Source organism: Rosettibacter firmus (genome assembly GCF_036860695.1).
Taxonomy (GTDB): Bacteria; Bacteroidota; Ignavibacteria; order Ignavibacteriales; family Melioribacteraceae; genus Rosettibacter; species Rosettibacter firmus.
The window spans coordinates 294,704-317,039 of the sequence record NZ_JAYKGJ010000002.1 but is presented as its reverse complement, the minus strand read 5'-3'; the positions used below and the strand labels follow the sequence as shown (position 1 = coordinate 317,039).

Annotated in this window: 21 protein-coding genes; 8 read left to right on the top strand and 13 right to left on the bottom strand. The window is 29.8% G+C overall.

Annotated elements, in window-relative coordinates; translation table 11 throughout:
* The first annotated feature begins 14 nt into the window (after positions 1–14).
* Positions 15–1,571, top strand: a complete 1,557-nt coding sequence (gene citF / locus VJY38_RS08265; protein ID WP_353680218.1) for a citrate lyase subunit alpha — start codon at positions 15–17, stop codon at positions 1,569–1,571.
* 46 nt (positions 1,572–1,617) lie between these two features.
* Here citF and VJY38_RS08260 read toward each other — a convergent pair whose 3' ends face one another.
* The 4 genes from VJY38_RS08260 to glgP form a co-directional block, all read right to left on the bottom strand.
* A complete protein-coding gene (locus VJY38_RS08260) occupies positions 1,618–2,535 on the bottom strand; it encodes a Gfo/Idh/MocA family protein (protein WP_353680217.1) in 918 nt (305 codons plus the stop codon).
* Between the two features lie 53 nt (positions 2,536–2,588).
* The gene (locus VJY38_RS08255) at positions 2,589–3,965 is read right to left on the bottom strand and encodes a nucleotide sugar dehydrogenase (RefSeq protein WP_353680216.1); all 1,377 of its coding nucleotides are present in this window, start codon (positions 3,963–3,965) and stop codon (positions 2,589–2,591) included.
* A gap of 210 nt (positions 3,966–4,175) precedes the next feature.
* Complete coding sequence (locus VJY38_RS08250) at positions 4,176–5,066, bottom strand: hypothetical protein (RefSeq protein ID WP_353680215.1); 891 nt, start codon at positions 5,064–5,066, stop codon at positions 4,176–4,178.
* Between the two features lie 13 nt (positions 5,067–5,079).
* The gene (gene glgP / locus VJY38_RS08245) at positions 5,080–7,647 is read right to left on the bottom strand and encodes an alpha-glucan family phosphorylase (RefSeq protein ID WP_353680214.1); all 2,568 of its coding nucleotides are present in this window, start codon (positions 7,645–7,647) and stop codon (positions 5,080–5,082) included.
* A gap of 187 nt (positions 7,648–7,834) precedes the next feature.
* Here glgP and VJY38_RS08240 point away from each other — a divergent pair, with 187 nt between their 5' ends.
* From VJY38_RS08240 to groL, 5 genes are all read left to right on the top strand, one after another.
* The gene (locus VJY38_RS08240; RefSeq protein WP_353680213.1) at positions 7,835–8,473 is read left to right on the top strand and encodes a glycerol-3-phosphate acyltransferase; all 639 of its coding nucleotides are present in this window, start codon (positions 7,835–7,837) and stop codon (positions 8,471–8,473) included.
* On the top strand, positions 8,466–9,650 hold the full coding sequence (locus VJY38_RS08235) for a S1C family serine protease (protein ID WP_353680212.1): 1,185 nt from the start codon (positions 8,466–8,468) through the stop codon (positions 9,648–9,650). The genes VJY38_RS08240 and VJY38_RS08235 overlap by 8 nt, the downstream gene beginning before the upstream one ends.
* Positions 9,647–10,951: an adenylosuccinate lyase gene (gene purB, locus VJY38_RS08230; RefSeq protein WP_353680211.1), complete on the top strand. Its 1,305-nt coding sequence runs from the start codon at positions 9,647–9,649 to the stop codon at positions 10,949–10,951. The genes VJY38_RS08235 and purB overlap by 4 nt, the downstream gene beginning before the upstream one ends.
* Positions 10,952–11,287: 336 nt before the next feature.
* Positions 11,288–11,587, top strand: coding sequence for a co-chaperone GroES (gene groES, locus VJY38_RS08225; protein WP_353680210.1), 300 nt, complete (start codon positions 11,288–11,290; stop codon positions 11,585–11,587).
* A gap of 44 nt (positions 11,588–11,631) precedes the next feature.
* Positions 11,632–13,260 carry a chaperonin GroEL gene (gene groL / locus VJY38_RS08220; RefSeq protein WP_353680209.1) on the top strand — a complete coding sequence of 543 codons (1,629 nt, stop codon included), beginning with the start codon at positions 11,632–11,634 and terminating at the stop codon, positions 13,258–13,260.
* Positions 13,261–13,512: 252 nt separating this feature from the next.
* Here groL and VJY38_RS08215 read toward each other — a convergent pair whose 3' ends face one another.
* Genes VJY38_RS08215 through VJY38_RS08175 form a run of 9 tightly spaced genes read right to left on the bottom strand, consistent with a single transcriptional unit; the run spans position 13,513 to position 20,850 of the window.
* On the bottom strand, positions 13,513–14,460 hold the full coding sequence (locus VJY38_RS08215; protein WP_353680208.1) for a UDP-glucuronic acid decarboxylase family protein: 948 nt from the start codon (positions 14,458–14,460) through the stop codon (positions 13,513–13,515).
* A 3-nt stretch (positions 14,461–14,463) separates the two neighbouring features.
* Positions 14,464–16,692, bottom strand: coding sequence for a GumC family protein (locus VJY38_RS08210; RefSeq protein WP_353680207.1), 2,229 nt, complete (start codon positions 16,690–16,692; stop codon positions 14,464–14,466).
* A gap of 10 nt (positions 16,693–16,702) precedes the next feature.
* Positions 16,703–17,230: an SLBB domain-containing protein gene (locus tag VJY38_RS08205; RefSeq protein WP_353680206.1), complete on the bottom strand. Its 528-nt coding sequence runs from the start codon at positions 17,228–17,230 to the stop codon at positions 16,703–16,705.
* 23 nt (positions 17,231–17,253) lie between these two features.
* Positions 17,254–18,114 (bottom strand): cell division protein FtsX, encoded by an 861-nt coding sequence (locus VJY38_RS08200; protein ID WP_353680205.1) that lies wholly within the window; start codon positions 18,112–18,114, stop codon positions 17,254–17,256.
* A 5-nt stretch (positions 18,115–18,119) separates the two neighbouring features.
* Complete coding sequence (locus VJY38_RS08195) at positions 18,120–18,593, bottom strand: nuclear transport factor 2 family protein (protein WP_353680204.1); 474 nt, start codon at positions 18,591–18,593, stop codon at positions 18,120–18,122.
* Between the two features lie 16 nt (positions 18,594–18,609).
* Positions 18,610–19,170, bottom strand: coding sequence for a hypothetical protein (locus VJY38_RS08190; RefSeq protein WP_353680203.1), 561 nt, complete (start codon positions 19,168–19,170; stop codon positions 18,610–18,612).
* A gap of 20 nt (positions 19,171–19,190) precedes the next feature.
* On the bottom strand, positions 19,191–19,925 hold the full coding sequence (locus VJY38_RS08185; RefSeq protein ID WP_353680202.1) for a class I SAM-dependent methyltransferase: 735 nt from the start codon (positions 19,923–19,925) through the stop codon (positions 19,191–19,193).
* Positions 19,925–20,521: a recombination mediator RecR gene (gene recR / locus VJY38_RS08180; RefSeq protein ID WP_353680201.1), complete on the bottom strand. Its 597-nt coding sequence runs from the start codon at positions 20,519–20,521 to the stop codon at positions 19,925–19,927. The genes VJY38_RS08185 and recR overlap by 1 nt, the downstream gene beginning before the upstream one ends.
* A gap of 2 nt (positions 20,522–20,523) precedes the next feature.
* Positions 20,524–20,850, bottom strand: coding sequence for a YbaB/EbfC family nucleoid-associated protein (locus VJY38_RS08175; RefSeq protein WP_353680200.1), 327 nt, complete (start codon positions 20,848–20,850; stop codon positions 20,524–20,526).
* A 120-nt stretch (positions 20,851–20,970) separates the two neighbouring features.
* Between VJY38_RS08175 and VJY38_RS08170 the strand changes: the two genes are divergently transcribed.
* Both VJY38_RS08170 and pssA read left to right on the top strand, forming a co-directional pair.
* Entirely contained in the window at positions 20,971–21,624 is a 654-nt protein-coding gene (locus VJY38_RS08170; protein WP_353680199.1) for a phosphatidylserine decarboxylase family protein, read from the top strand.
* A complete protein-coding gene (pssA, locus tag VJY38_RS08165; RefSeq protein WP_353680198.1) occupies positions 21,617–22,336 on the top strand; it encodes a CDP-diacylglycerol--serine O-phosphatidyltransferase in 720 nt (239 codons plus the stop codon). The genes VJY38_RS08170 and pssA overlap by 8 nt, the downstream gene beginning before the upstream one ends.

The following is a 22,336-nucleotide window of genomic DNA, read 5'->3' as shown; positions in this document are numbered from 1 at the left end:
AATTTTAGAAAATTATGAAACTTATTAAAAATGAAATAGGAAGATTGGTCCCCGATAAAGTTAATGGAGTATCACAAATCCCTTTTAAAGGTGTAAATAAATATAAACCATCTGGTAAAAAAGCAGCTCCTCAAATTAGTAGTTGTATAGATTATCCTGCAAATGGAAATAAAGTAGTTAAAAACTTAAAAGAAGCTTTAAAGAAGTGTGGATTAAAAGATGGGATGACAATATCAACACACCACCATTTAAGAGATGGCGATACTTTAACTAACTATTTATTCGATGTCATTCATTCAATGGGAATAAAAAATCTAAGATGGTTCCCCAGTGCATCATTTCCTGTTCATTCTCATTTAATACCTTATCTTGAAGATGGAACTATTCATCACATAGAAGGAAGTATGAATGGACCTCTTGGAAAATTTGTAAGTGAAGGAAAAATGAAAGGTATTGGTGTTTTAAGATCACATGGTGGAAGATATCAAGCAATTCAAGATGGCGAAGTTCACATCGACATTGCTGTAATTGCTGCTCCAACAGCAGATGAATTTGGTAATGCTAATGGACTTTATGGAAAATCTGCGTTTGGTGGATTGGGTTTTGCATTAGCTGATTCACTTTATGCTGATAAAGTAATAGTAGTTACTGATAATCTTGTACCTTTCCCGTGTATACCTTGGCAGATTCAAGGTAATAATGTTGATTATGTTGTTGAAGTTGAATCGCTCGGAGATCCTTCAAAAATTGTGAGTGGTACAACTGAAATAACAAAAAGTCCAGATAGATTACTTATTGCTGAATACATAGCAGAGTTTTTAGATGTTGCAGGAATAATTAAAGATGGATTTTCTTTTCAAGCTGGAGCTGGGGGCACAAGCCTTGCATTCATTCCTTTCTTAAAAGAAAAGATGAAATCAAAAGGTATTAAAGCTCGATTCGTGCGTGGAGGTTCTACAAAATATCTTGTAGTGTTACTCGAAGAAGGATTAACAGATTATATTCTCGATGGTCAAACTTTTGATCTTGAAGGTGTTCGTTCGATGAGAGAAAATCCAAATCATATTATGACATCCCCCTTCACAAGCTACAATTTCCACACAAAAGGAAATTTTTCAACTTTAGTGGATGCAGTAGTTCTTGGTGCAACCGAAGTTGATATTAATTTCAATGCTAATGTTGTTACACATTCAGATGGATATTTGCTTCATGGTATTGGTGGATGGCAAAATTGTTTATTTGCTAAATGCACAATTCTTGCAGTTCCATCATTTCGAGATAGAATACCGATCATAGTTGATGAAGTTACTACATTATGTGGTCCTGGAGAATTAATTGATGTTATTATAACAGAACGTGGAATTGCTATAAATCCAAGAAGAAAAGATTTAATAAATAAAGTAAAAAAATCTTCGCTACCTCTCCGCACTATTAAAGAAATCCAAAAAGAAGTTTATGAAATTTGTGGTGGAAAACCAGAGAAACCAAAATTCGATAAATCAAAAGTTGTTGCAATTGTTAAATGGGTGGATGGGACAGTTCTTGATTCAATTTTTAAAGTAGAAACTTAGTATAAATTTTTAATCGTGTGTATTAACAAATAAAATTCGATATCAATCAAAAATTTATATTATTCCTGATTTTATATACAAGTTCTATAGAAGGACGAGCATCATTAATTGAAAATCCTTTTCCATCAAGTGTGTTTTTATAAACGAGCGTATGAAGATTTGTAAAACCTTCTGTAAACTCAAATTCTTCATCATTAATTTTAATTGAACGAAATGTTCTTTTATTATTTCTCTTAGCAATTTCTGGTAAATCTTCATAATTAATAGATAAATGCCATTTAACATTAGCATTTTTTAATTCCAGTTCTCCTCGCATCGATCTTTTTTGATTTTGAATTACAGAACTATGAAGTGGTTCACCAAAAATCCATATAAGCATATCAAAGAAATGAATACCAATATTTGTTGCAAGTCCACCTGATTTTTCTAACACTCCTTTCCACGAAAAATCATACCACAATCCTCTTGAAGTTATATAATCAAGTGTGATATTAAATTTAAAAGCAGGATTTTTTCTAATTTCATTTTCAACTTTATTTTTTAATTCCAGTATTGAAGGATGTAATCTTAATTGCAATACAGTAAAAACTTTTCTACCAGTTTCATTTTCAATTTTTTCAAGAGCATCAAGATTCCATGGATTAAGAACAATTGGTTTTTCACATATTGCATTTGCACCAATTCTTAGAGCCAATCTAATATGAGAATCGTGAAGAAAATTTGGTGAACAAATGCTGAGATAATGAACTCTTTCGGAATCAGATTTTCTTCTTAATAAATCAAGATGTCTTTCGAATCTTTCAAACTCAACAAAAAAACTTGCATCTGGGAAATACTGATCTAAAATTCCAACTGAATCATGTGGATCTAATGCAGCAACAAGATTGTTTCCAGTTTCTTTGATTGCCTGTAGATGTTTTGGGGCAATGTAACCTGCAACTCCAGTTATAGCAAAATTATACATATCTTTTCTTGATTATTAGTTTTATAATTTCGTGATTATATAAATCTCCATTTTCAAGCTTTATAAATATTGTCTTCTTTCAATCCCTTGATTTTAAATGCATTACGAGTATCAAGTATAAGTTTAGCATGTTTTCGAATAAAATCATAATCATAATCATCATGATCTGTAGCTAAGATTAATAAATCATACAACCTGATTAAATCCTTTCTTAATTCAACAGAAATTAAATCATATTTGTATTTTCTTGTAGGCGGTAGTTTAGGTAAATATGGATCGTTGTAATCAACTTCTGCCCCTTTATCTCTTAGTATTTCAATTAATTTCAAAGAAGGAGATTCACGCATATCATCTATATTTTTTTTATAGGCAACTCCGAGTATTAAAATCTTACTCCCTTTCAATGTTTTATGATGTTCATTTAATACTTCAATTGCTTTTTCAACAACATGATAAGGTTGAAATGTATTAATTTCTCCAGCCAATTCAATAAATTTAGTATTAACTTCATATTCTCGAGCTTTCCATGTAAGATAAAATGGATCGATAGGAATACAATGTCCCCCAAGACCAGGTCCAGGATAAAATGCCTGAAATCCAAATGGTTTTGTTTTAGCAGCATCTATTACTTCCCATATATCAATATTCATTTTTTCGAAGACCATTTTTAATTCATTAACTAATGCAATATTAACGGATCGATAAATGTTTTCCAGTAGCTTAGCTGCTTCTGCAACTCTTGGTGATGATACAGGTACTGTTTTAGTAACAATCTGATTATAAAGAGAAACTGCAACTTCCTGACATGCTTTTGTAACGCCACCAACAATTTTAGGAATTGTACTGGTTGAAAAATCTTTATTTCCAGGGTCTTCTCGCTCTGGACTAAATGCAAGAAAGAAATCTTTACCAACAATTAATTTTTGATTGTTTGTAATAAACTCGCTCGAGTTTGTTATTGGTAATCTAACATTTGGAGCAGATTCAAATAATGGTAATAGCAATTCTTCTGTTGTACCAGGATAGGTTGTACTTTCAAGTGAAATTAATTGACCTTTTCTTAAATATTTTTGAATGGTTTTTGCTGTATTTTCTACAAATGTCATGTCTGGTTCACGATGTTCGTTTAATGGAGTTGGTACACAAATAATAATAGCATCGCATTCTGGTAATCTTGTAAAATCGCTTGTTGCTTCAAATTTCTTTTTATCTACTAATTCTTTAATAATTTTTGCATCTATGTGTTTTATGTAACTCTTTCCTGAATTTAATAAGACAGTTTTATTGTCATCTATATCGAAACCAAGAACAAAAAAATCTTTTTTTGCAAATGTCAATCCTAATGGTAAACCAACATATCCCATTCCAATAATTCCTATTACTGCTTTCTTTGATTTGATTTTCTCAAGTAATTCTTTTTTATAGTTCATTTATTTGCCCCACTTTTTAATAAATAAAAAAATTATTATAGACTTTTGTAATTTATAAAAGACATACCACATTATTAGGCATACAAAAATACTTATCGATAATATAATTTTTTAAAAGAATATTTTGTTTTGTGTAGAAATGAATATGCCCTTCTGCAAAAATGTATTAAAACTTATTCCAATTATAAAAAAAATATGAAAATAAAAAAACTATGATTTACTTAATTTTAGTATAATATTTTCCCTTTGTAATTTATCAAGATTCAATGTTCTTGATGTTTTGAATAAATCCAATAAATTATTTCCATGATGAATTTCATCTTTCTTAATATCCACTTCTTTTTTATTTGTCAAATTTGATGTTGTATGGTTTTCTGGTAATGCTAAAGCCTGTTTAAGAAGTGATATAATTTCTTCTCTCAAAATTTGAAATTCATTTGATGATGGAGTATTAGGTTTACTAAAATTATCAAGATTTCTTTTCGATATCTCACTATCTTCTTTTACAATATTGAGACCACCATTATCAGCGGTATCATCGATTACAGAATTAGTTTTCGATTTTACTGAAAAATCTGTGTTATTATATTCTTCATCATTATAAGTTTCATCGAAAGCGAAAATTGCATCAACAAAAATTTTATCGTTTTGTGTTTGTGTTTCAACTGCAGTTAAATCGAAGCTATAAATTTCTGCAAAGTTTGGTTCTTTTTCCCAGCGAGTTATAGAAGTCAATCCAATCTGCTGAATTCTAAAACGAAATAGCTCTGGATCAAAATTAAACTTAAGATGGTGCAAGTCTTTAATTGCAAAAACAGGATCAAAGTATACGAGCTCAATTTCATCATTAATCTTAATAAAATATCCATACTTGGTCGTATATGCATTTAAATCATTAACATTTGTTAATAATCTATAGACAATTAAATTTTTGGGAGATGGATCTTTAATATAATTGCACACTTCAAAGTAGTTAATTGGATAGGGTCTTTTTATTTTTTCATTTTTATAAATGATTTTAAAATTATCATGAAAGTTAAATTGATTTTTCGAATAAATTATAACATCATTAATTCTTAAATCAAGAGTTTCTAAAAACATATCCACCTTAAATTTATTGAGCCCAACGAATAAGTCCTAATTCAAAATTACTAATCATCAATTCGTGTTTTGGCAAAATGCGTAATGTAAATCCGAATTGTCCAGTATGTTTACAATCAATTTCGCCACGATAAAAATAAACATTTGATTTTTGTTTTTTAGGAACGTATACCATATTCACATAATTTGTTAACTGGTCTGAGCCATTATCAACTTTACCATAATAAATTTGAACATCAACATCATTTGGAGTCAAATCTCCAAGTTCAACTTCAGCATATATTTGATATTTATTACCAACTTTTAAATCAACTCCTTTTTGTTCTTCAGAAATACTAACAAATTTAACTTTATCCCAGTTTTGAATAACTTTTTGTTTCCATGCAGTAAATTCTTTTGCCTTTTTCCAGTTATTGTTCATCAAATACAGTCTTTTTTCGTATGCTTTAAAATAGAATTTTTGAGCATATTCTTGAACCATTCTGTGTGTATTATAAATTGGTCCTAATTTTTTCATAGAATTTTTCATCATACTAATCCAGCCCCGAGGTAATTTATCTTCGCCGCGAGTATAAAATAATGGAACAATTTCTTTTTCAAGTATTTCATAAATTAATCTCGATTCAATTTCGTCTTGATAGCCGGGATTATCGTATTCTTCACCATTCCCAATTTTCCAGCCCACATCGTGGTCATATGCTTCGTCCCACCAACCATCGAGGACACTAAAATTTAATCCACCATTTGCAATTACTTTCATTCCAGAAGTTCCACTTGCTTCGAGTGGTCGACGTGGAGTATTAAGCCATACATCACATCCTTCTACCATATATCTTGCAATATTCATATCATAGTTTTCAATAAATACTATCTTTTTTCTTAAGTGAGGTTCTTTACTTAGTGCAATTACTTCTTGAATGATCTTTTTTCCTTCTTCATCTCTTGGATGAGCTTTCCCGGCAAAAATTATTTGAACTGGATAATTTGGATTACATAAAATACTTGCTAATCGTTCTATATCGCGAAATATAAGGGTTGCTCTTTTATAAGCAACAAATCTTCTTGCAAATCCAATAGTTAAAGCCTGTGCATCAAGAACTTCTTTAGCAGCATTAATTTCTGAAACAGAACCACCTTTTTCGATTATCTGTTTTCTTAGTCTATTTCTGGCAAAAGCAACGAGACGTTCTCTTCTTCTTTCGTGTGTACGCCATAATTCTTCATCAGGTATATCATCAATTCGATTCCATATTTCTTTATCAGATGGATCACGCATAAATTTTTCACCTAAATATCTATATAACAATTCTTGCATGTCATTCGATAAATGTGAATGCGTATGAACACCATTAGTTACGTAGTCAATAGGTATTTCATCAAACGGAATATCAATAAAACCTGCTTGCCACATTTTTTTTGATACTTTACCATGTAGTTTACTTACACCATTTACAAAACCTGCCATATTCATTGCAAGATGAGCCATATTATAACTACTTGGTGGTTTATCTTTTATAATAGTACCAAGACTATAAAAAGTTTTATCACTAATTTTTAATTCATTACGGTAATAGTTACCAAAATATTTTTCAATCAATTCATTGGGGAATATATCAATTCCTGCAGGAACTGGAGTATGAGTAGTAAATACATTTGAGTAAAAATTAATATCTCTGGCTTCTTCAAAAGAAAGATTATATTGTTGCATTAAAAGACGAATTCTTTCCAGTGCAAGAAAAGCTGAGTGTCCTTCATTCATATGACAAACAAGTGGTTTAATTCCCATAGCATATAATGCACGAATTCCACCTATTCCTAAAACAATTTCCTGTTGAATTCTTGTTTCAATTGTACCACCATAAAGAGTGCGAGTAATTTTTCTATCTTCTTCATTGTTTTCGGGAACATTTGTATCCAATAAATAAAGCGGAACTCTACCTACCATTATTTTCCATACTTGAACATAAACATTTCTTCCTGGAAAATTTAATTCAATTTTTAGAGGTGTTTTATCGTTGTTCATTACAAGTGTCATTGGCTGATTATAAAAATCTGTAATTTCATACTTTTCTTGCTGCCAGCCATCAGATGTTAAATATTGTTGTAAATAACCTTCTTTGTAACACAAACCAACACCAACTAAAGGTAATCCTAAATCACTCGAAGATTTTAAATGATCACCAGCAAGTACTCCAAGTCCCCCTGAATAAATTTGTAATGATTCTGTTAATCCATACTCAGCAGAAAAATAAGCTATTACATTTTCCTTATCATAACCATAATTTTTTTGATACCATGTTTTTTCTTCTTTATAAATTTTCAATTGATCAAAAACTCGTTTCATATGAGAAATAAAGCTATCATCATTAGCTACTTCATTTAATCTTTCCTGGCTAATCCTGCCAAGCATTAAAACAGGATTGTGATAAGTTTCTTCCCATAACTTAGGATCTAATCTTCTTAAAAGATCTATAGCATCATAATGCCATGTCCAGTATAAATTATAAACTATCTCTCGTAATGGTTCCAGTTTAGGTGGCAGTGATGGAACTACATTAAATCTGCCAATATATTTAATCATTTATTTACTCCGTTAATATTTTTTATAAAATCAAATTTAATAATTTTATTTGAACTGCAAACAAATGATTTAAGTTTTTTGTTGGATTAAAATAAATTTATACTTTCAGAAAATATCATTATAAAGCACTATAAAAATTAATAAATGATTTTTTATTAAATTTGCTTACAAACTTTTGAGATAAATTATGTCATACATTTTTAGCGCTCTAATAGGTATAATCATTGGTTCATTCCCAACAGCATATTTAATTCTTAAAAAGATTAAAAATATTGATATAACAAAAGCAGGCACTGGTAACGTTGGAGCAATGAACTCATTTGAAGTAACTCAATCCAGAACACTTGGTTTACTGGTATTTATTATTGATTTTCTTAAGGGCTTTTTAACTGTGTATATTGTGAAAAATTTATTTGGAAATGAATTCTCAATAATTATGATAAGTTTAATTGGGGCAGTATTTAGCCATTGTTTTTCATTCTGGATAAAGTTTAGAGGTGGTAGAGGTCTGGCTACTGCAGCAGGTGGAGCATCTTTATTATCGCTACCAATTTTAGGAATATGGATTTTGTTGTGGTTAATTTCGTATGCATTTAGAAGAAATATTCATTTCGGAAATTTCAGTGCAACTTTATTAACTGGAGCTCTTTCATTTTCTTCTTCAGAAATAATGAATAAATATACCAATCCTTCCGCAAATTCAAATTTAGAATTTAGTATACTGGTTTCGTTAATGTTATTAATTATTTTAATAAAGCACATTAAACCAATTAAAGAATATTTTGCCAGGCAAAATTTAAAGACGAGGGAAAAAGAAAATGAATAAATGGAAAATTGTTATATTATCATCTGCAACGACACTAATTATTACGTCTGCACTTTTTGCTTTTTTAATAACTAAACACGGCTCTCATGATAATTATTTTAGTTCATTATTCAATGATGATAATTTTACAGTAATTAATACTTTACAAAGACAACAAATAAATCAAAATATTTCCAATGAAAGAGAAACCATAATAACAAAAACAGTAGCTCAGGTAAGTCCTGCTGTTGTAGGAATCAATGTTATAGAAATAAGACAGTATCGAGATATTTTTTCAATAGATCCATTCTTTAGACAATTTTTTGGTGATCGTGTTTATAATCAGCAAATTAGAAGTCTTGGTTCAGGTGCAATTATTTCTCCAGATGGATACATATTAACAAACGATCATGTAGCAGGAAATGCTGTAGAAATTATTGTAACATTAACAGATGGTTCACAATACGAAGCAAAAATTGTTGGAACAGATCAGGCATCAGATATATGTCTATTAAAAATTGATGCACATAATCTTCCATATATTAAACTGGGAAATTCCGATGATATTTTAATTGGCGAGTGGGTAATTGCTTTAGGCAATCCATTTGGTTTATTCGATATTAACGATCAACCTACTGTTACAGTTGGAGTTATTTCTGCTAAAGGAATGAATCTTGGCGCTGCAAATAATAGATACTATGTTGATATGTTACAAACAGATGCTGCAATTAACTCAGGAAATAGTGGAGGACCACTTGTCAATTCAAACGGAGAATTAATTGGTATGAACACTTTAATTTATACTACTCAGGGTTCCGCTGGAAATATAGGTGTGGGTTTTGCTATTCCTGTTAATAAAATCAAAAGAATAATAAATGAACTCAAATCTAATGGTAAAATCGATAGAAATTTCTGGACTGGATTAAGTGTACAGACAATTGATCCATCAATTGCAAAAGCTTATAATCTGAAAAGCTCACACGGAGTTATTATAACACAAGTAGCAAAAAATTCACCCGCTCAAAAAGCTGGCCTTCAAGTTTATGATATAATACTTGGGATAAATAATTTTAAAGTTAATAATGAAAATACATTGATTGGGATTCTTCAAGAATTTAGACCAAATGATGTAATCGAAGTAAAAATATTAAGAGACAATAAATATCTTACAAAAAAAATGAAACTGGAGCGCAGATGATTCCTCGTTATACTCGTCCCCAAATGGGTAAAATCTGGGAAGATCAATTTAAATACGAAACCTGGCTTAAAATTGAAATTTTAGCCTGCGAAGCAAGATATAATCTTGACCAAATTCCAAAAGAAGATTTAGACGAAATTAAATCCAGAGCTAAATTCGACATAAATCGTATTTTAGAAATCGAAGAAACAACCAAACACGATGTAATTGCTTTCTTAACAAATGTAGCAGAAAATGTTGGACCTTCATCACGTCACATCCATTATGGAATGACTTCTTCAGATATTTTAGATACAGCACTTGCCTATCAAATGAAAAAAGCTGGTGAAATTTTACTTGATGATTTAGAACAACTTAAAAATGTATTAAAAAGAAGGGCTTTAGAACATAAAAGAACTCTTTGCGTTGGAAGAAGTCATGGAGTTCATGCAGAAGCATACTCAATGGGATTAAAATTTGCATTGTGGTACGAAGAAGCAAAAAGAAATATTGAAAGAATGAACAAAGCTATTGAATCTATAAGTGTTGGAAAAATATCCGGTGCAGTTGGTACATTTGAACATCTATCGCCTGAAGTTGAAGAATATGTTTGTAAAAATTTAGGATTAAAACCTGAGCCAGTTGCAACTCAAGTTGTGCAAAGAGATAGACACGCAGAATTTTTAACAACTCTTTCAATTATAGGAACATCATTAGAAAAAATTGCTATTGAGATTCGTCATCTTCAAAGAACAGAAGTTCTTGAAGCAGAAGAATATTTTTCTAAGGGACAGAAAGGCTCTTCTGCAATGCCACATAAAAGAAATCCGATTATTAGCGAAAGAATAACTGGCATTGCTCGTCTATTGAGAGCAAACTCTATAGCTGCACTTGAAAATGTTGCTTTGTGGCACGAAAGGGATATTTCACATTCATCAGTAGAAAGAATAATAATTCCTGATAGTTGTATTGCTCTTGATTATGCACTTAATTTAGCTATAAATCTAATAGATAAATTAATTATCTATCCCGAAAACATGTTAAAAAATCTTAACTTAACAAGAGGATTAATCTTTTCCCAAACAGTATTATTAAAGCTAGTCGAAAAAGGGATGACACGCGAAGAAGCTTATCAATTAGTTCAGAACTCAGCTATGAATGTTTGGCAGGATAAATCAAAGAATCTGAAGGATGAACTACAAAATACTGATACAATAAAAAAATATCTCTCTAATAAAGAACTTGATGAAATTTTTAATCCGGAATTAATGCTAAAAAATATAGACTATATTTTTGCAAGAAGTGTTGAAAAGGAAAATTGAGACTTTCACAATATTAATTATTAAAATAACACTAAAATATCTCTGTCTATAAGTGACTTTAAAAAATTTATAAAACATATAAACTTTTTTGACATAACTAATGAAATAGATTATAAGAGGGATAATTTTTGAAATTTAGATAAATAACTTACCTTAAAATTATCTATCTTTCATACCTACTTATAAAATTTAATTTATTATAATTTTTTATACTAATCATAAAATATAGCTAAAATTCAACAATTTTATGGTTATAACTTGACAAAAATGAACAAAAAATATATTTTAGCACTCGCTTAATAAGAGTGCTAATTAAAATTAAAAAGGAGGTAACTTATGGCAGAATTCAAAATTAAACCTTTGGCAGATAGAGTAATTGTAAAGCCAAAAGAAGCAGAAGAGACCACAAAAGGTGGTATAATTCTTCCCGATACAGCAAAAGAAAAACCAATTGAGGGCACAGTAGTCGCAGTTGGCGAAGGTAGAATTACTGAAGACGGAAAATTAATTGCTATGAATGTAAAAGTAGGTGATACCGTTTTATATGGTAAATATTCCGGTACCGAAGTAAAAATTGATGGCGAAGAATATTTAATTATGCGTGAAAGTGATATTTATGGTATTATTAAAAAATAAATTATTAATAAATCAAAAAGTTTGAATAAAAAAGGAGGATTTCTATGGCAGCAAAAATAATTGAATTTAGCAGTGAAGCTAGGAATGCACTTAAATTAGGCGTTGACAAATTAGCCAATGCAGTAAAAGTTACTCTAGGTCCAAAAGGAAGAAATGTAATTTTAGATAAAAAATTTGGTGCACCAACAGTTACAAAAGATGGCGTTACAGTAGCAAAAGAAATTGAACTCGAAGATCCTATCGAAAATATGGGTGCACAAATGGTACGCGAAGTTGCATCCAAAACAAGTGATGTTGCTGGTGATGGTACAACTACAGCTACAGTTTTAGCTCAGGCTATCTTTCGTGAAGGATTAAAAAATGTTACTGCTGGTGCTAACCCAATGGATTTAAAAAGAGGTATTGATTTAGCAGTTAGTAAAGTAGTAGAATATCTAAAATCAATCAGTAAAGAAGTTGGTGGAAGAGATGAAATCGCTCAGGTTGGAGCTATTTCAGCTAATAACGATAAAGCTATTGGTGATTTAATTGCAGATGCAATGGAAAAAGTTGGTAAAGATGGTGTAATTACTGTAGAAGAAAGCAAATCTGCAGAAACTACTCTTGAAGTTGTTGAAGGTATGCAATTTGACCGTGGTTATATTTCCCCATACTTTGTAACTAATTCCGAGACAATGGAAGCTGTTCTCGAAGACGCTTATATTTTAATTCACGACAAAAAAATCTCAGCAATGAAAGATTTACTTCCAGTTCTTGAAAAAGTTGCTCAAGCTGGTCGTGCTCTTTTAATTATCGCAGAAGATTTAGAAGGTGAAGCTTTAGCTACACTTGTTGTTAATAAATTACGTGGTACTTTGAAAGTTTGCGCTGTTAAAGCTCCTGGCTTTGGTGATAGAAGAAAAGCTATGCTCGAAGATATTGCTATATTAACAGATGGCACAGTTATTTCTGAAGAAAGAGGTTTCAAATTAGAAAATGCTACTCTTGAATATTTAGGTAGAGCTAAAAAGATAACGGTTGATAAAGATAATACTACAATTGTTGAAGGTGCTGGTAAACCAGATGAAATAAAGAAGAGAATTAATGAAATCAAAGCTCAAATTGAAAAAACAACTTCTGATTATGACAGAGAAAAATTACAGGAAAGACTTGCAAAACTTTCTGGTGGTGTTGCTGTATTGAAGATTGGTGCAGCTACAGAAATTGAAATGAAAGAAAAGAAAGCCCGTGTTGAAGATGCTTTACATGCTACTCGAGCTGCTGTTGAAGAAGGAATTATTCCTGGCGGTGGCGTTGCATTAGTAAGAGCCATAAGTTCTCTTGATAATCTTAAAGTAGAAAATGAAGATCAAGCTACCGGTGTTAAAATAGTTCAAAAAGCACTTGAAGAGCCATTAAAACAAATTGCTGCAAATGCTGGTCTTGAAGGTGCTGTTGTTCTCAATAAAGTTCTTGAAGGAAAAGATGACTACGGTTTCAATGCACAAACCGAAACCTATGAACATTTGATGAAATCTGGTGTAATTGACCCAACTAAAGTTACAAGAACAGCACTTGAAAATGCTGCTTCGGTTGCCTCCTTGTTAATTACTACTGAAGCTGTTGTTTATGAAAAGAAAGAAGAAGAAAAAACTCCTCCTATGCCTCATGGTGGAATGGGTGATATGTATTAATCATAACTTCCCTCCTTCCGAAAGTCCCGCAACATTATGCGGGACTTTTTATTTTAAATAAATTTGATATGCTTTTTAATAACTTATTTACTTTGAGAATTCATACCAGTTATAATTGAAATATTTTTTGAAATTTTACTTATTTTTTTAATTCTTACTAATTTATCAGTTGACTTTAATATAAATTTTTAAAAATTACTTATAGAATTGGTATAAAAGATAAGACATAACTGGCAGGATACGTTTATTCAATTACTCTTTAAATAACATTTTCTTAAAATATTCTAAAGTTAACTTCAAACCTTCAGCTCTACTAATTTTTGGTTCCCAATTAAGAATCTTTTTCGCACGTGTAATATCAGGCTGACGAACTTTAGGATCATCTTGAGGTAACTCTTTAAATACAATTTTACTTTTCGAATTACAAAGTTTAATAACTTCTTCTGCAAATTCTTTTAATGTTATTTCCTCTGGATTACCTATGTTAACAGGATAAACTTCATTTGACATCAATAATCTAAAGATTCCCTCTATTAAATCATCCACATAACAAAAGCTTCGAGTTTGACTACCATCACCATAAACAGTAACATCTTCCCCTTTTAAAGCCTGTGAAAAAAAAGTTGGTAATGCTCTCCCATCATCAATACGCATACGAGGTCCATAAGTATTAAATATTCTTACAATTCTTGTTTGAAGGCCATGGTAACGATGATAAGCCATTGTCATAGCTTCAGCAAATCTTTTTGCTTCGTCATACACTCCACGTGGACCAACTGGATTTACATTGCCCCAGTAGTCTTCACTTTGTGGATGAACAAGTGGATCACCATAAACCTCTGAAGTAGATGCCAATAAAAAAATTGCATTCTTTTCTTTGGCAAGTCCAAGTGCTTTATGAGTTCCAAGTGAACCAACTTTTAATGTTTGAATTGGTAATTTTAAATAATCAATTGGACTAGCTGGAGAAGCAAAATGTAATACATAATCTACTTTAGAAGGTACATGAATGTAATTTGTAACATCCAGTTTTATAAATTGAAAATTCTCGTTACCAAATAAATGCTCTATGTTCTCTATTCTGCCAGTTAAAAGGTTATCAAGACAGATAACTTTCATACCTTCATTAATAAGTCGATCGCATAAATGAGAGCCAAGGAAACCTGCTCCACCAGTAACTACAGCAACTTTTTTATGCATAAATTAAGCTTTTACCTTGCTTTTCTTTGAACCATTGGTAGGATTTGCATAATAATAATAGTATTTATAATATGAACTATATCCACTTCTGTAAGTAAAATTATTCAAGACAACACCTAAGAAACTAATAGAATCTCGTTTTAAAATATCTACAGATTTTTCTAACAAATCAATCTCCGTATTATTAGCAGATACCACTAAAATTGTCCCATCAACATATTGAGCTAAAATTTCTGAATCAGTTACAGCAATTAATGGGGCAGAATCGAGAATAATATAATCAAAATCTTTTTTGAGTTTCTCGAGAAATGATTCCATTTGTGTAGAACCAAGTATTTCCGATGGATTCGGAGGTATCGTCCCTGCACTTATGTAGTACAAATTATTTATACCTGATGATCGCAAGATTTGCTCATATGTTGATTGACCAAAGAAATAATCAGTAAGACCAGGAAATCTCTTTTCATTAAATATTGAATGTACTCTCGGTTTTCTTAAGTCAGCATCCAGTATTAAAGTTTTGAAGTTAGCAAGAGCAAGACTACCTGCAAGGTTAATTGATGTAGTAGTTTTCCCTTCAAGTGCTCTTGAGGATGTAACAAGAATAGTTTTCAAATTTTCTTTATCAATTTTAGAAAATTTAATTCTGGTTCTTAAAGCTCTATATGCTTCGCTAGCACTTGCATCTGGCTTTTTTGCAACAATAAATTCAAGCTCTTTATTTGTATTGTTCAATCCTTCAATTTGAGGAATCCAGGCAAGAATATTAATATTTCTATTTTGAATATCTTCTGGTGTTTTGACAGTATTATCAAAACGACTCCTTACAAATGCAATTCCAAAACCAATCCCAAAACCTAAAAATAATCCTATTGCAACTATTAGAGGTCTATTAGGTTTGGATGGAATAATAGGAACTAATGCAGGATCAATAATCAATACATTGCCTGGAACAGATTGTTCATTAATTATTGCTTCCTGATATTTTTCTTCTACCTGCAAATATAATTTTTCATATGCAGATTGTTGTCTGGTTAATCGAGCAAGATCTATTGAACTTGTTGGTAGACGACTTAATCTCTTGTCATAATCATCTACAATTTCTTTTAATTTTTTATACGAAGCCAGCATTGATTGATATTTAACTTCTTCATCAAGAACTTTTTTTGTCAATTCTTTTATCTCATCAGGACTTGCAGCTAAAATTCCAGCACGATAGACAGATAATTGACTATTCAGTCTTTCTTTTAAATCACTAATTTTTGCATCAAACTCTTTAATAATTTCATCTTTTTTACGAGAATCTTTACTTGATGATATTGCTCTATCTTTTTGTGTCATCAAATCTGCAATCTGCAATTGTAAATTTTTTATGTAAGGTTCTGTGGCAAAGCTTTCAATATAGTCATTAATATTAGGATCTTTTTTAGCAAGTTCTGATTTATATTGATTAAGAGTTTTTTCTGCAATAGTTAAATCAATTTTTGTAGCATTCATTTTTGATTCAAAATCTGCGGTTTGTTCAATCAAAGTTCGAGCTTGTTCTGGTAATTGCACAATACCTTTTTGTTCTTGATAATTTCGTAAGGCTTCTTCTACTTGTGCTAGTTCAGAAAGTTTTTCTTCCCTTTGTTGAGCTAAAAAATTCTTTATGGCTGTCAATTGTTTGCGATTATATTCAAGATTCAACTCAAGATATGCTGTAGCATAACTTTGTGCTATTATTGCAGCTTCTTTTGGTGATGGTGATTCTGCATTAATTACAACAATATCAAGTCCTCGCTTTTGTTCAATATCTACTACTTTTCCTAATTTTTCTATAATTTCTTCATTCGGTAATAGTACAGTAAATTTTTTTTGGCCCGCCCTATCAACTATAATATGGAAAGTATCTTTAGTTCTTGAAATTTTAAAACTATCTACTAAAGCATTAGCTACTTTTTCTCTTAGTTTATAGCTTTTAAGAACTTCAATTTCGTTTGCAATAAAACGATCACTTCCATAATCTTGAAATTCTGGAATTAAAGGTGAGTTTAATATACTTCCCTGTGGTTTTGTTATTTTAATTGTAGTAGTAGATTTATAAATATTTGGAGCATTAATTGCATATACTATACCAATAATCAACCCGGTTAAGCCTATAGTCAATATTATACCAACATTAAGTCTAATTAAATTAATAATTTCCCGGAAAGAGTTTAATTCCTGATATTCTTTATTATTAGATTCCACATTGCCCTCTCTAATTTCTTGTAATGTTAAGTATAAGAATTGATAAAGAAATTAAAGCACTCATTATAGAAACCCAGATGCTAACTTTATCACGTGCATACAAGCGTGGTGAACCTGGAACAACCAGAATATCTCCTGCTTCAAGACTTGGTGGTTTTTTATAAGCTTTAGTTAATTTATTCTCATACATGATATCGTTATAATCAACTTTTATTAGTACTTGTGTTGAATCTTCATTAACACGATATATTCTTAAATCATCAAGATGTGCAGCATCTGTGGGACCACCAGCATAAGATAATAAATCAATAACAGTTGTATAAATTGGCACTACATATTTCCCTGGATATCTAACAAAGCCCCATACAGAAACTTTAATATTTACAGATTCTGGATCAGAAAAATCAAAAAAACCTGATTGTTGAGTATATCTATTCGGTAAAACTGAAGCTCCAAGTTCATAATCTTTAACCTGTCCTAAAACCACAGTAAATAAAAGGAAGTAAAAAAAGAGAATTAGAAATTTGTTTCTGCTCATATAAGCCCTCGTGCTAAAAAACTTCAGTTAAAGAAATTAATTGTTTTAAATGATAAATAACTACCTAATATTCCTAATATTATCCCGCCTGAAAAAGAAATCAAATAAGCGCCCTTAATTACCAAATCAAATTTAATATTATTAATTAAACTAATCAATAATATTTGTATAATATAATTTATTCCAATGCACAATATACTTGAAATTAAACCTATTATTACTCCATTTAGAACAATTGGAATTTTTATTGTAGAAAGTTTAGCTCCAACTAATTTCATTGTTTGATACAGATTTTTATTTGCTTCTATTTGAATTCTGCTATGCGTGTAAACTAAATAAATAGAAAGTAAAATTAGTAATATCGAAAATATATATACCAGAATTTGACCTGATTTCAGGTATCTCAAAATTTTTACTATAAAATCATAATCATAAATTACTTCTGAAACTCCAGCAATGCTTCTAATTCTGTTTATCTCGTAGTTAATGTTCTCATAGGATATTTTTTCTGGTTTAAATTTTATTATAAATGATGGTGGTAAAGGATTTTCTGTTAGAACATCTCTAAAATCTTCACCTGTATCTTTAATAAATTCTTGAATTGCATCTTCTTTGCTAATAAACTTAACAGTCATAATATTCGGTTGTGCTAATAATTCATTTTGAATTGCACTTATTCGAGAAGAATCAATTGTATTGTTCAGGAAAGCAGTAATTTCAATACTCTTTTTAATTTTTTGTGATAATATATTGGATAATTGCAGAACTATTATAGAAAAACTTGTCATTAAAATTGCTATTGTAGTAATAGAAATTATTACAATTGATGCAAATGGTGAACGTTTCAATATCCTGAATGCTTCTTTGAAATAAAAAGTAATCATTTTGTTTAGAAATTTGATTCATCAATCCAGTGAACTATTTTCCATTTATTATTAATATCTTTCTTTAATTCAAGATTTACTTTACCATCTATGTAAACTATATCAGTTGGATTAAAAGTAATAGTTAAATTAAAACTTCTTACTACATGTGTGGAATCACCACTGATCATTATTACATTATTCCACACTAAGTCAAGTCTCTGTGTATTCTGGAACAATCCATAAGTAACTCTCATTTCTTCATCTCTTCCCCAGCTAACATCAGCACCAATATTATAATCTCTATAAGTAAAAGTAAAGTCCTTATCTAAAAGTTGACTATAAATAAGTGTATCTTTAAAAGTATACGCATACTGAAAATTTTTAAATACTCCCTCTACATTCGACAAATCACTTATCAAACTTTGAGAACTGCTTAATTCTTCATCAATTTTAGGTGCGAATGGATTAATACAGCTACTTAATAAAATTGCTAACAATATGAATAAATATTTTTTAATAGGAAGTCCTCCCCTTTAAATCACTCCAGCATAAATAATTTTCTTTTTTAATATCCTGCCACTCTACAATTGACCATTGTTCTCTATTATCTGAAAATATTTTGAATTGTGCAGTCCCCTTAAATGTTCCACCGATTAGCTGGTTATTAGAATTTATAATTAACTCATAATCAAAATAATAAATTGCACTATCACCAAAAATATTTTTCTGTGTATTTGTAAGTTTAAGTTCAATATTTTTCCCCTGTTGTAATTTAGAAACAAGATTTAAAAAGTATTGTTTTTCTTCATTTATTGACCAATTATTTAAGATTGGATACAATGCAGTTGAACCAACAGCAGGTATAAAATTATATTTCTTTTTTAGATAAGACGTATCGACAAAACAGGCTATATAATTTTCTACAACTTTTTCTTCAATTGAAGATTTGAAATTATTAAAAAGAATTTCGGGAGAAGTAGCTGCTAAAAAATTTGAACTCGGTCTATCAGGTACTTCAGGTGATCTGGTTGTAAATATATCACATGAAATTAGTATTATAGTTAATAAGTTCACTATATAAAAATTTTTATATCTCATTTTTGAAAAAATAAAATTATCCTTGGAGAAACATTTTTACTAAAATCATGACCGTCATAATCTCCCCACATTTTAAATAATCTATAACCAGTAGTTTTAAATTCATTAATAATCCTCTCAGGTTCATATAATTTGACAGATTCAAAATATCTTTTCTCAGATTCATTGCTTTTAATAATTATCTCTTTTATTACTCTATCTTCTACAATTTTTCTTTTTTCTATAATCTTTGTATCATCAATCATTTTTTCTGATTGTGGTACTAAATTATTTTCCAGATATGTTTTATTAAAATAATCAATTACATAATAACCATTTTTATTTAAAAAATTATAAGCTCTTCTTATAAAACTAAAATTTTCTTCATCAGTTTCAAAGTAGCCAAAACTTGTAAATAAATTAAGAATTAAATCGAAATTACTATTAAAACAAATTTTTCTTATATCAGCTAAAATCAAATTTAATTTTGTATTAAAAAGCATCGAATTTTCTTTTGCTATATTCAATAAATTTCTACTCAAATCAAATCCATACACATCATAACCTTTGAGTGCAAAATAAATTGCATGTCTACCAGAACCACATGCTGCATCAAGTATTCTTGAACCTTTTTTAATATTTGTTACGGACAGAATTAGATCGGAGAACTTTTGAGCTTCTTCAAAATCACGATGGTTATAAACTTTAAGATAATCCTGTGATTCAAACCATTCTTTATACCAGCTTTTCATCACAATGTAATTCTTCCAATAAATGCTCTGCCTATTGTTGCTGGATCAGCAAATTCAAGATCACCACCGATTGGTAAACCTCGAGCTATTCGTGAAATTTTGATTGGATATTCTTTTAATAACTTAATTAAATAAAGTGAAGTTGTGTCTCCTTCAGTATCAGGATTTAAGGCAAGTATTACTTCTTGAATGCCTCCCTTTTCAACTCTGGAAATTAATTCTTTAATATGAAGTTGTTCTTCAGTTACATTTGCAAGGGGATTAAGTACACCTCCTAACACGTGATATAATCCATTATACTCATTGGTTTTTTCTATTGCTATAATATCACTTGCTTCTTCAACTACACATATAATTGAGTGATCTCGTTTTGGACTTAGACATATATCACATTTTTCAGCTACTGAGATATTAAAACATTCTTCACAGAAACGAATTTTTGTTTTCAAATCGGATAATGATTGAATAAGTGCATTTACACTACTTTCATCACTCTTCAAAATATGAAGAGCTAATCTCTGAGCAGTTTTTTTACCAATTGAAGGGAGTTTGCTCAGTTCTTCTATTGCTCTTTGTAAAGGTTCAGCTATTAACAATGTTATAATCCGGGGATATTAAAACCTGGTGGTAATATTCCTTTTGTAATATTTCCAATTTCTTCTTCAGCTAATTTACCAGCAGATTGCAAAGCTTTATTAACAGCAGCAACAATTAAATCCTCAAGCATTTCTTTATCGCCACTTTTAAGAATCTCTTCATCTATAGTAATAGATATAATTTCTTTTTTACCATTGGCTACAACTTTTACCATTCCCCCACCACTTTCTTCAGTAACAGTTTTATTCTCAAGTTCAGCTTGAACTTTAGCCATTTCTTCCTGCATCTTCTGAATTTGCTTTAACATACTCTGCATATTAAAATTCATTTAACCTCCACAATCATTTATTTAATTTTTCACAACAAAATTACCAAAAAAAATTATTACAAGAAATTAAAGTAAGAAAATATTAGATTTGCAATCGATATTCATAAATTCAAGTGACTAATGATTACTAAGTATGGCATCAATACTTTTGTTATTCTTGCTTCAATTTCTCTGGTAATTATTATTGCCTCTTTTTTTATTAACAATAATTATATAAAATTCACACTACTTATTGTTGGAATTTTATTCTTACTATTTAATATAAATTTTTTTAGAGATCCTGAAAGGAATACACCAGCTCAGGAAAATATTATTGTTTCTTCTGCTGATGGTAAAATTATTAGTATTAGAGAAGTTTTTGAAAAAAGATTTTTAAATGATAATGCTATTCAAGTATCAATTTTTATGTCGCCATTAGATGTTCACGTAAATAGAATTCCAATAAGTGGTACAATTGATTATTTAAATTATGTCAAAGGTAATTACTTAGTAGCATTCCACGATAAAGCAGATTTAAGAAACGAAAGAACTGAAATTGGTATTACAAGCAAATATGGCAAAGTTTTATTTACTCAAATTGCAGGATATATTGCTCGAAGAATTGTATTCAATATAAGACCGGGAGATACAGTAAAAGCAGGTGAAAGATTTGGGATGATTAAATTTGGAAGCCGTTCTGATATAATTGTTCCGAAGAAATGGATTCTAAAAGTAAAAGTTGGTGATAGAGTCAAAGCAGGCGAAACAATTATTTTCGAGTATCCTAATGAATAAATTACTTACAAAATCAATTATTGCAAATTTCATCACTTCTTTAAATATTTTTTGCGGATTCATCTCTATTATTTACACTTCTCAAGAAAATTATAAATTAGCTGCTATATTTATAATAACAGCTGCTATTTTCGACACAATTGATGGTTTAATAGCAAGACTGCTCGATACCTCAAGTAGATTTGGTGTCGAACTCGATTCTCTTTCTGATATTGTAAGTTTTGGTGCTGCTCCTTCTTTCCTTGTTTATAAGGCTTATGCTTTTCAATTCGATTTTGTTGGAATTATTCTAAGTTCATTTTTATTAATTGCTGGTGCAATGCGACTTGCAAGATTTAATATATTAATCGAAGATTTAAAAACAAAAAGTGACTTCACTGGACTCCCAATTCCTCTTGCAGCATTAACTATCTCTACTTTAATTTATTCTTACTATATAGATAACGAAGTGATTAAACCTTATAGCTATATAATTTTTCCACTTATAATAATTTTATCTTTATTAATGGTAAGCAAAATTAAATATAGAGCTTTACCTAAATTGAGTAATAAAAAATTTATTGAAAAATTATTAATCTCTCTTATTCTAATTTTAATTTTATTTTCTGCTATACTTACTAATGGTAAATTTCTTTTCTTTGTCTTTTTAACAATTGTTCTATTTGGTATTTTTAATCATCTTTATTTATTATTAAATAAAATTAGAAACTAA

Bases quoted from the DNA above. Each gene is read 5' to 3' on its own strand.
- citF (WP_353680218.1), top strand. From the start codon at position 15: ATGAAACTTATTAAAAATGAAATAGGAAGATTGGTCCCCGATAAAGTT.
- VJY38_RS08260 (WP_353680217.1), bottom strand. From the start codon at position 2,535: ATGTATAATTTTGCTATAACTGGAGTTGCAGGTTACATTGCCCCAAAA.
- VJY38_RS08255 (WP_353680216.1), bottom strand. From the start codon at position 3,965: ATGAACTATAAAAAAGAATTACTTGAGAAAATCAAATCAAAGAAAGCA.
- VJY38_RS08250 (WP_353680215.1), bottom strand. From the start codon at position 5,066: ATGTTTTTAGAAACTCTTGATTTAAGAATTAATGATGTTATAATTTAT.
- glgP (WP_353680214.1), bottom strand. From the start codon at position 7,647: ATGATTAAATATATTGGCAGATTTAATGTAGTTCCATCACTGCCACCT.
- VJY38_RS08240 (WP_353680213.1), top strand. From the start codon at position 7,835: ATGTCATACATTTTTAGCGCTCTAATAGGTATAATCATTGGTTCATTC.
- VJY38_RS08235 (WP_353680212.1), top strand. From the start codon at position 8,466: ATGAATAAATGGAAAATTGTTATATTATCATCTGCAACGACACTAATT.
- purB (WP_353680211.1), top strand. From the start codon at position 9,647: ATGATTCCTCGTTATACTCGTCCCCAAATGGGTAAAATCTGGGAAGAT.
- groES (WP_353680210.1), top strand. From the start codon at position 11,288: ATGGCAGAATTCAAAATTAAACCTTTGGCAGATAGAGTAATTGTAAAG.
- groL (WP_353680209.1), top strand. From the start codon at position 11,632: ATGGCAGCAAAAATAATTGAATTTAGCAGTGAAGCTAGGAATGCACTT.
- VJY38_RS08215 (WP_353680208.1), bottom strand. From the start codon at position 14,460: ATGCATAAAAAAGTTGCTGTAGTTACTGGTGGAGCAGGTTTCCTTGGC.
- VJY38_RS08205 (WP_353680206.1), bottom strand. From the start codon at position 17,230: ATGAGCAGAAACAAATTTCTAATTCTCTTTTTTTACTTCCTTTTATTT.
- VJY38_RS08200 (WP_353680205.1), bottom strand. From the start codon at position 18,114: ATGATTACTTTTTATTTCAAAGAAGCATTCAGGATATTGAAACGTTCA.
- VJY38_RS08185 (WP_353680202.1), bottom strand. From the start codon at position 19,925: ATGAAAAGCTGGTATAAAGAATGGTTTGAATCACAGGATTATCTTAAA.
- VJY38_RS08175 (WP_353680200.1), bottom strand. From the start codon at position 20,850: ATGAATTTTAATATGCAGAGTATGTTAAAGCAAATTCAGAAGATGCAG.
- VJY38_RS08170 (WP_353680199.1), top strand. From the start codon at position 20,971: ATGATTACTAAGTATGGCATCAATACTTTTGTTATTCTTGCTTCAATT.
- pssA (WP_353680198.1), top strand. From the start codon at position 21,617: ATGAATAAATTACTTACAAAATCAATTATTGCAAATTTCATCACTTCT.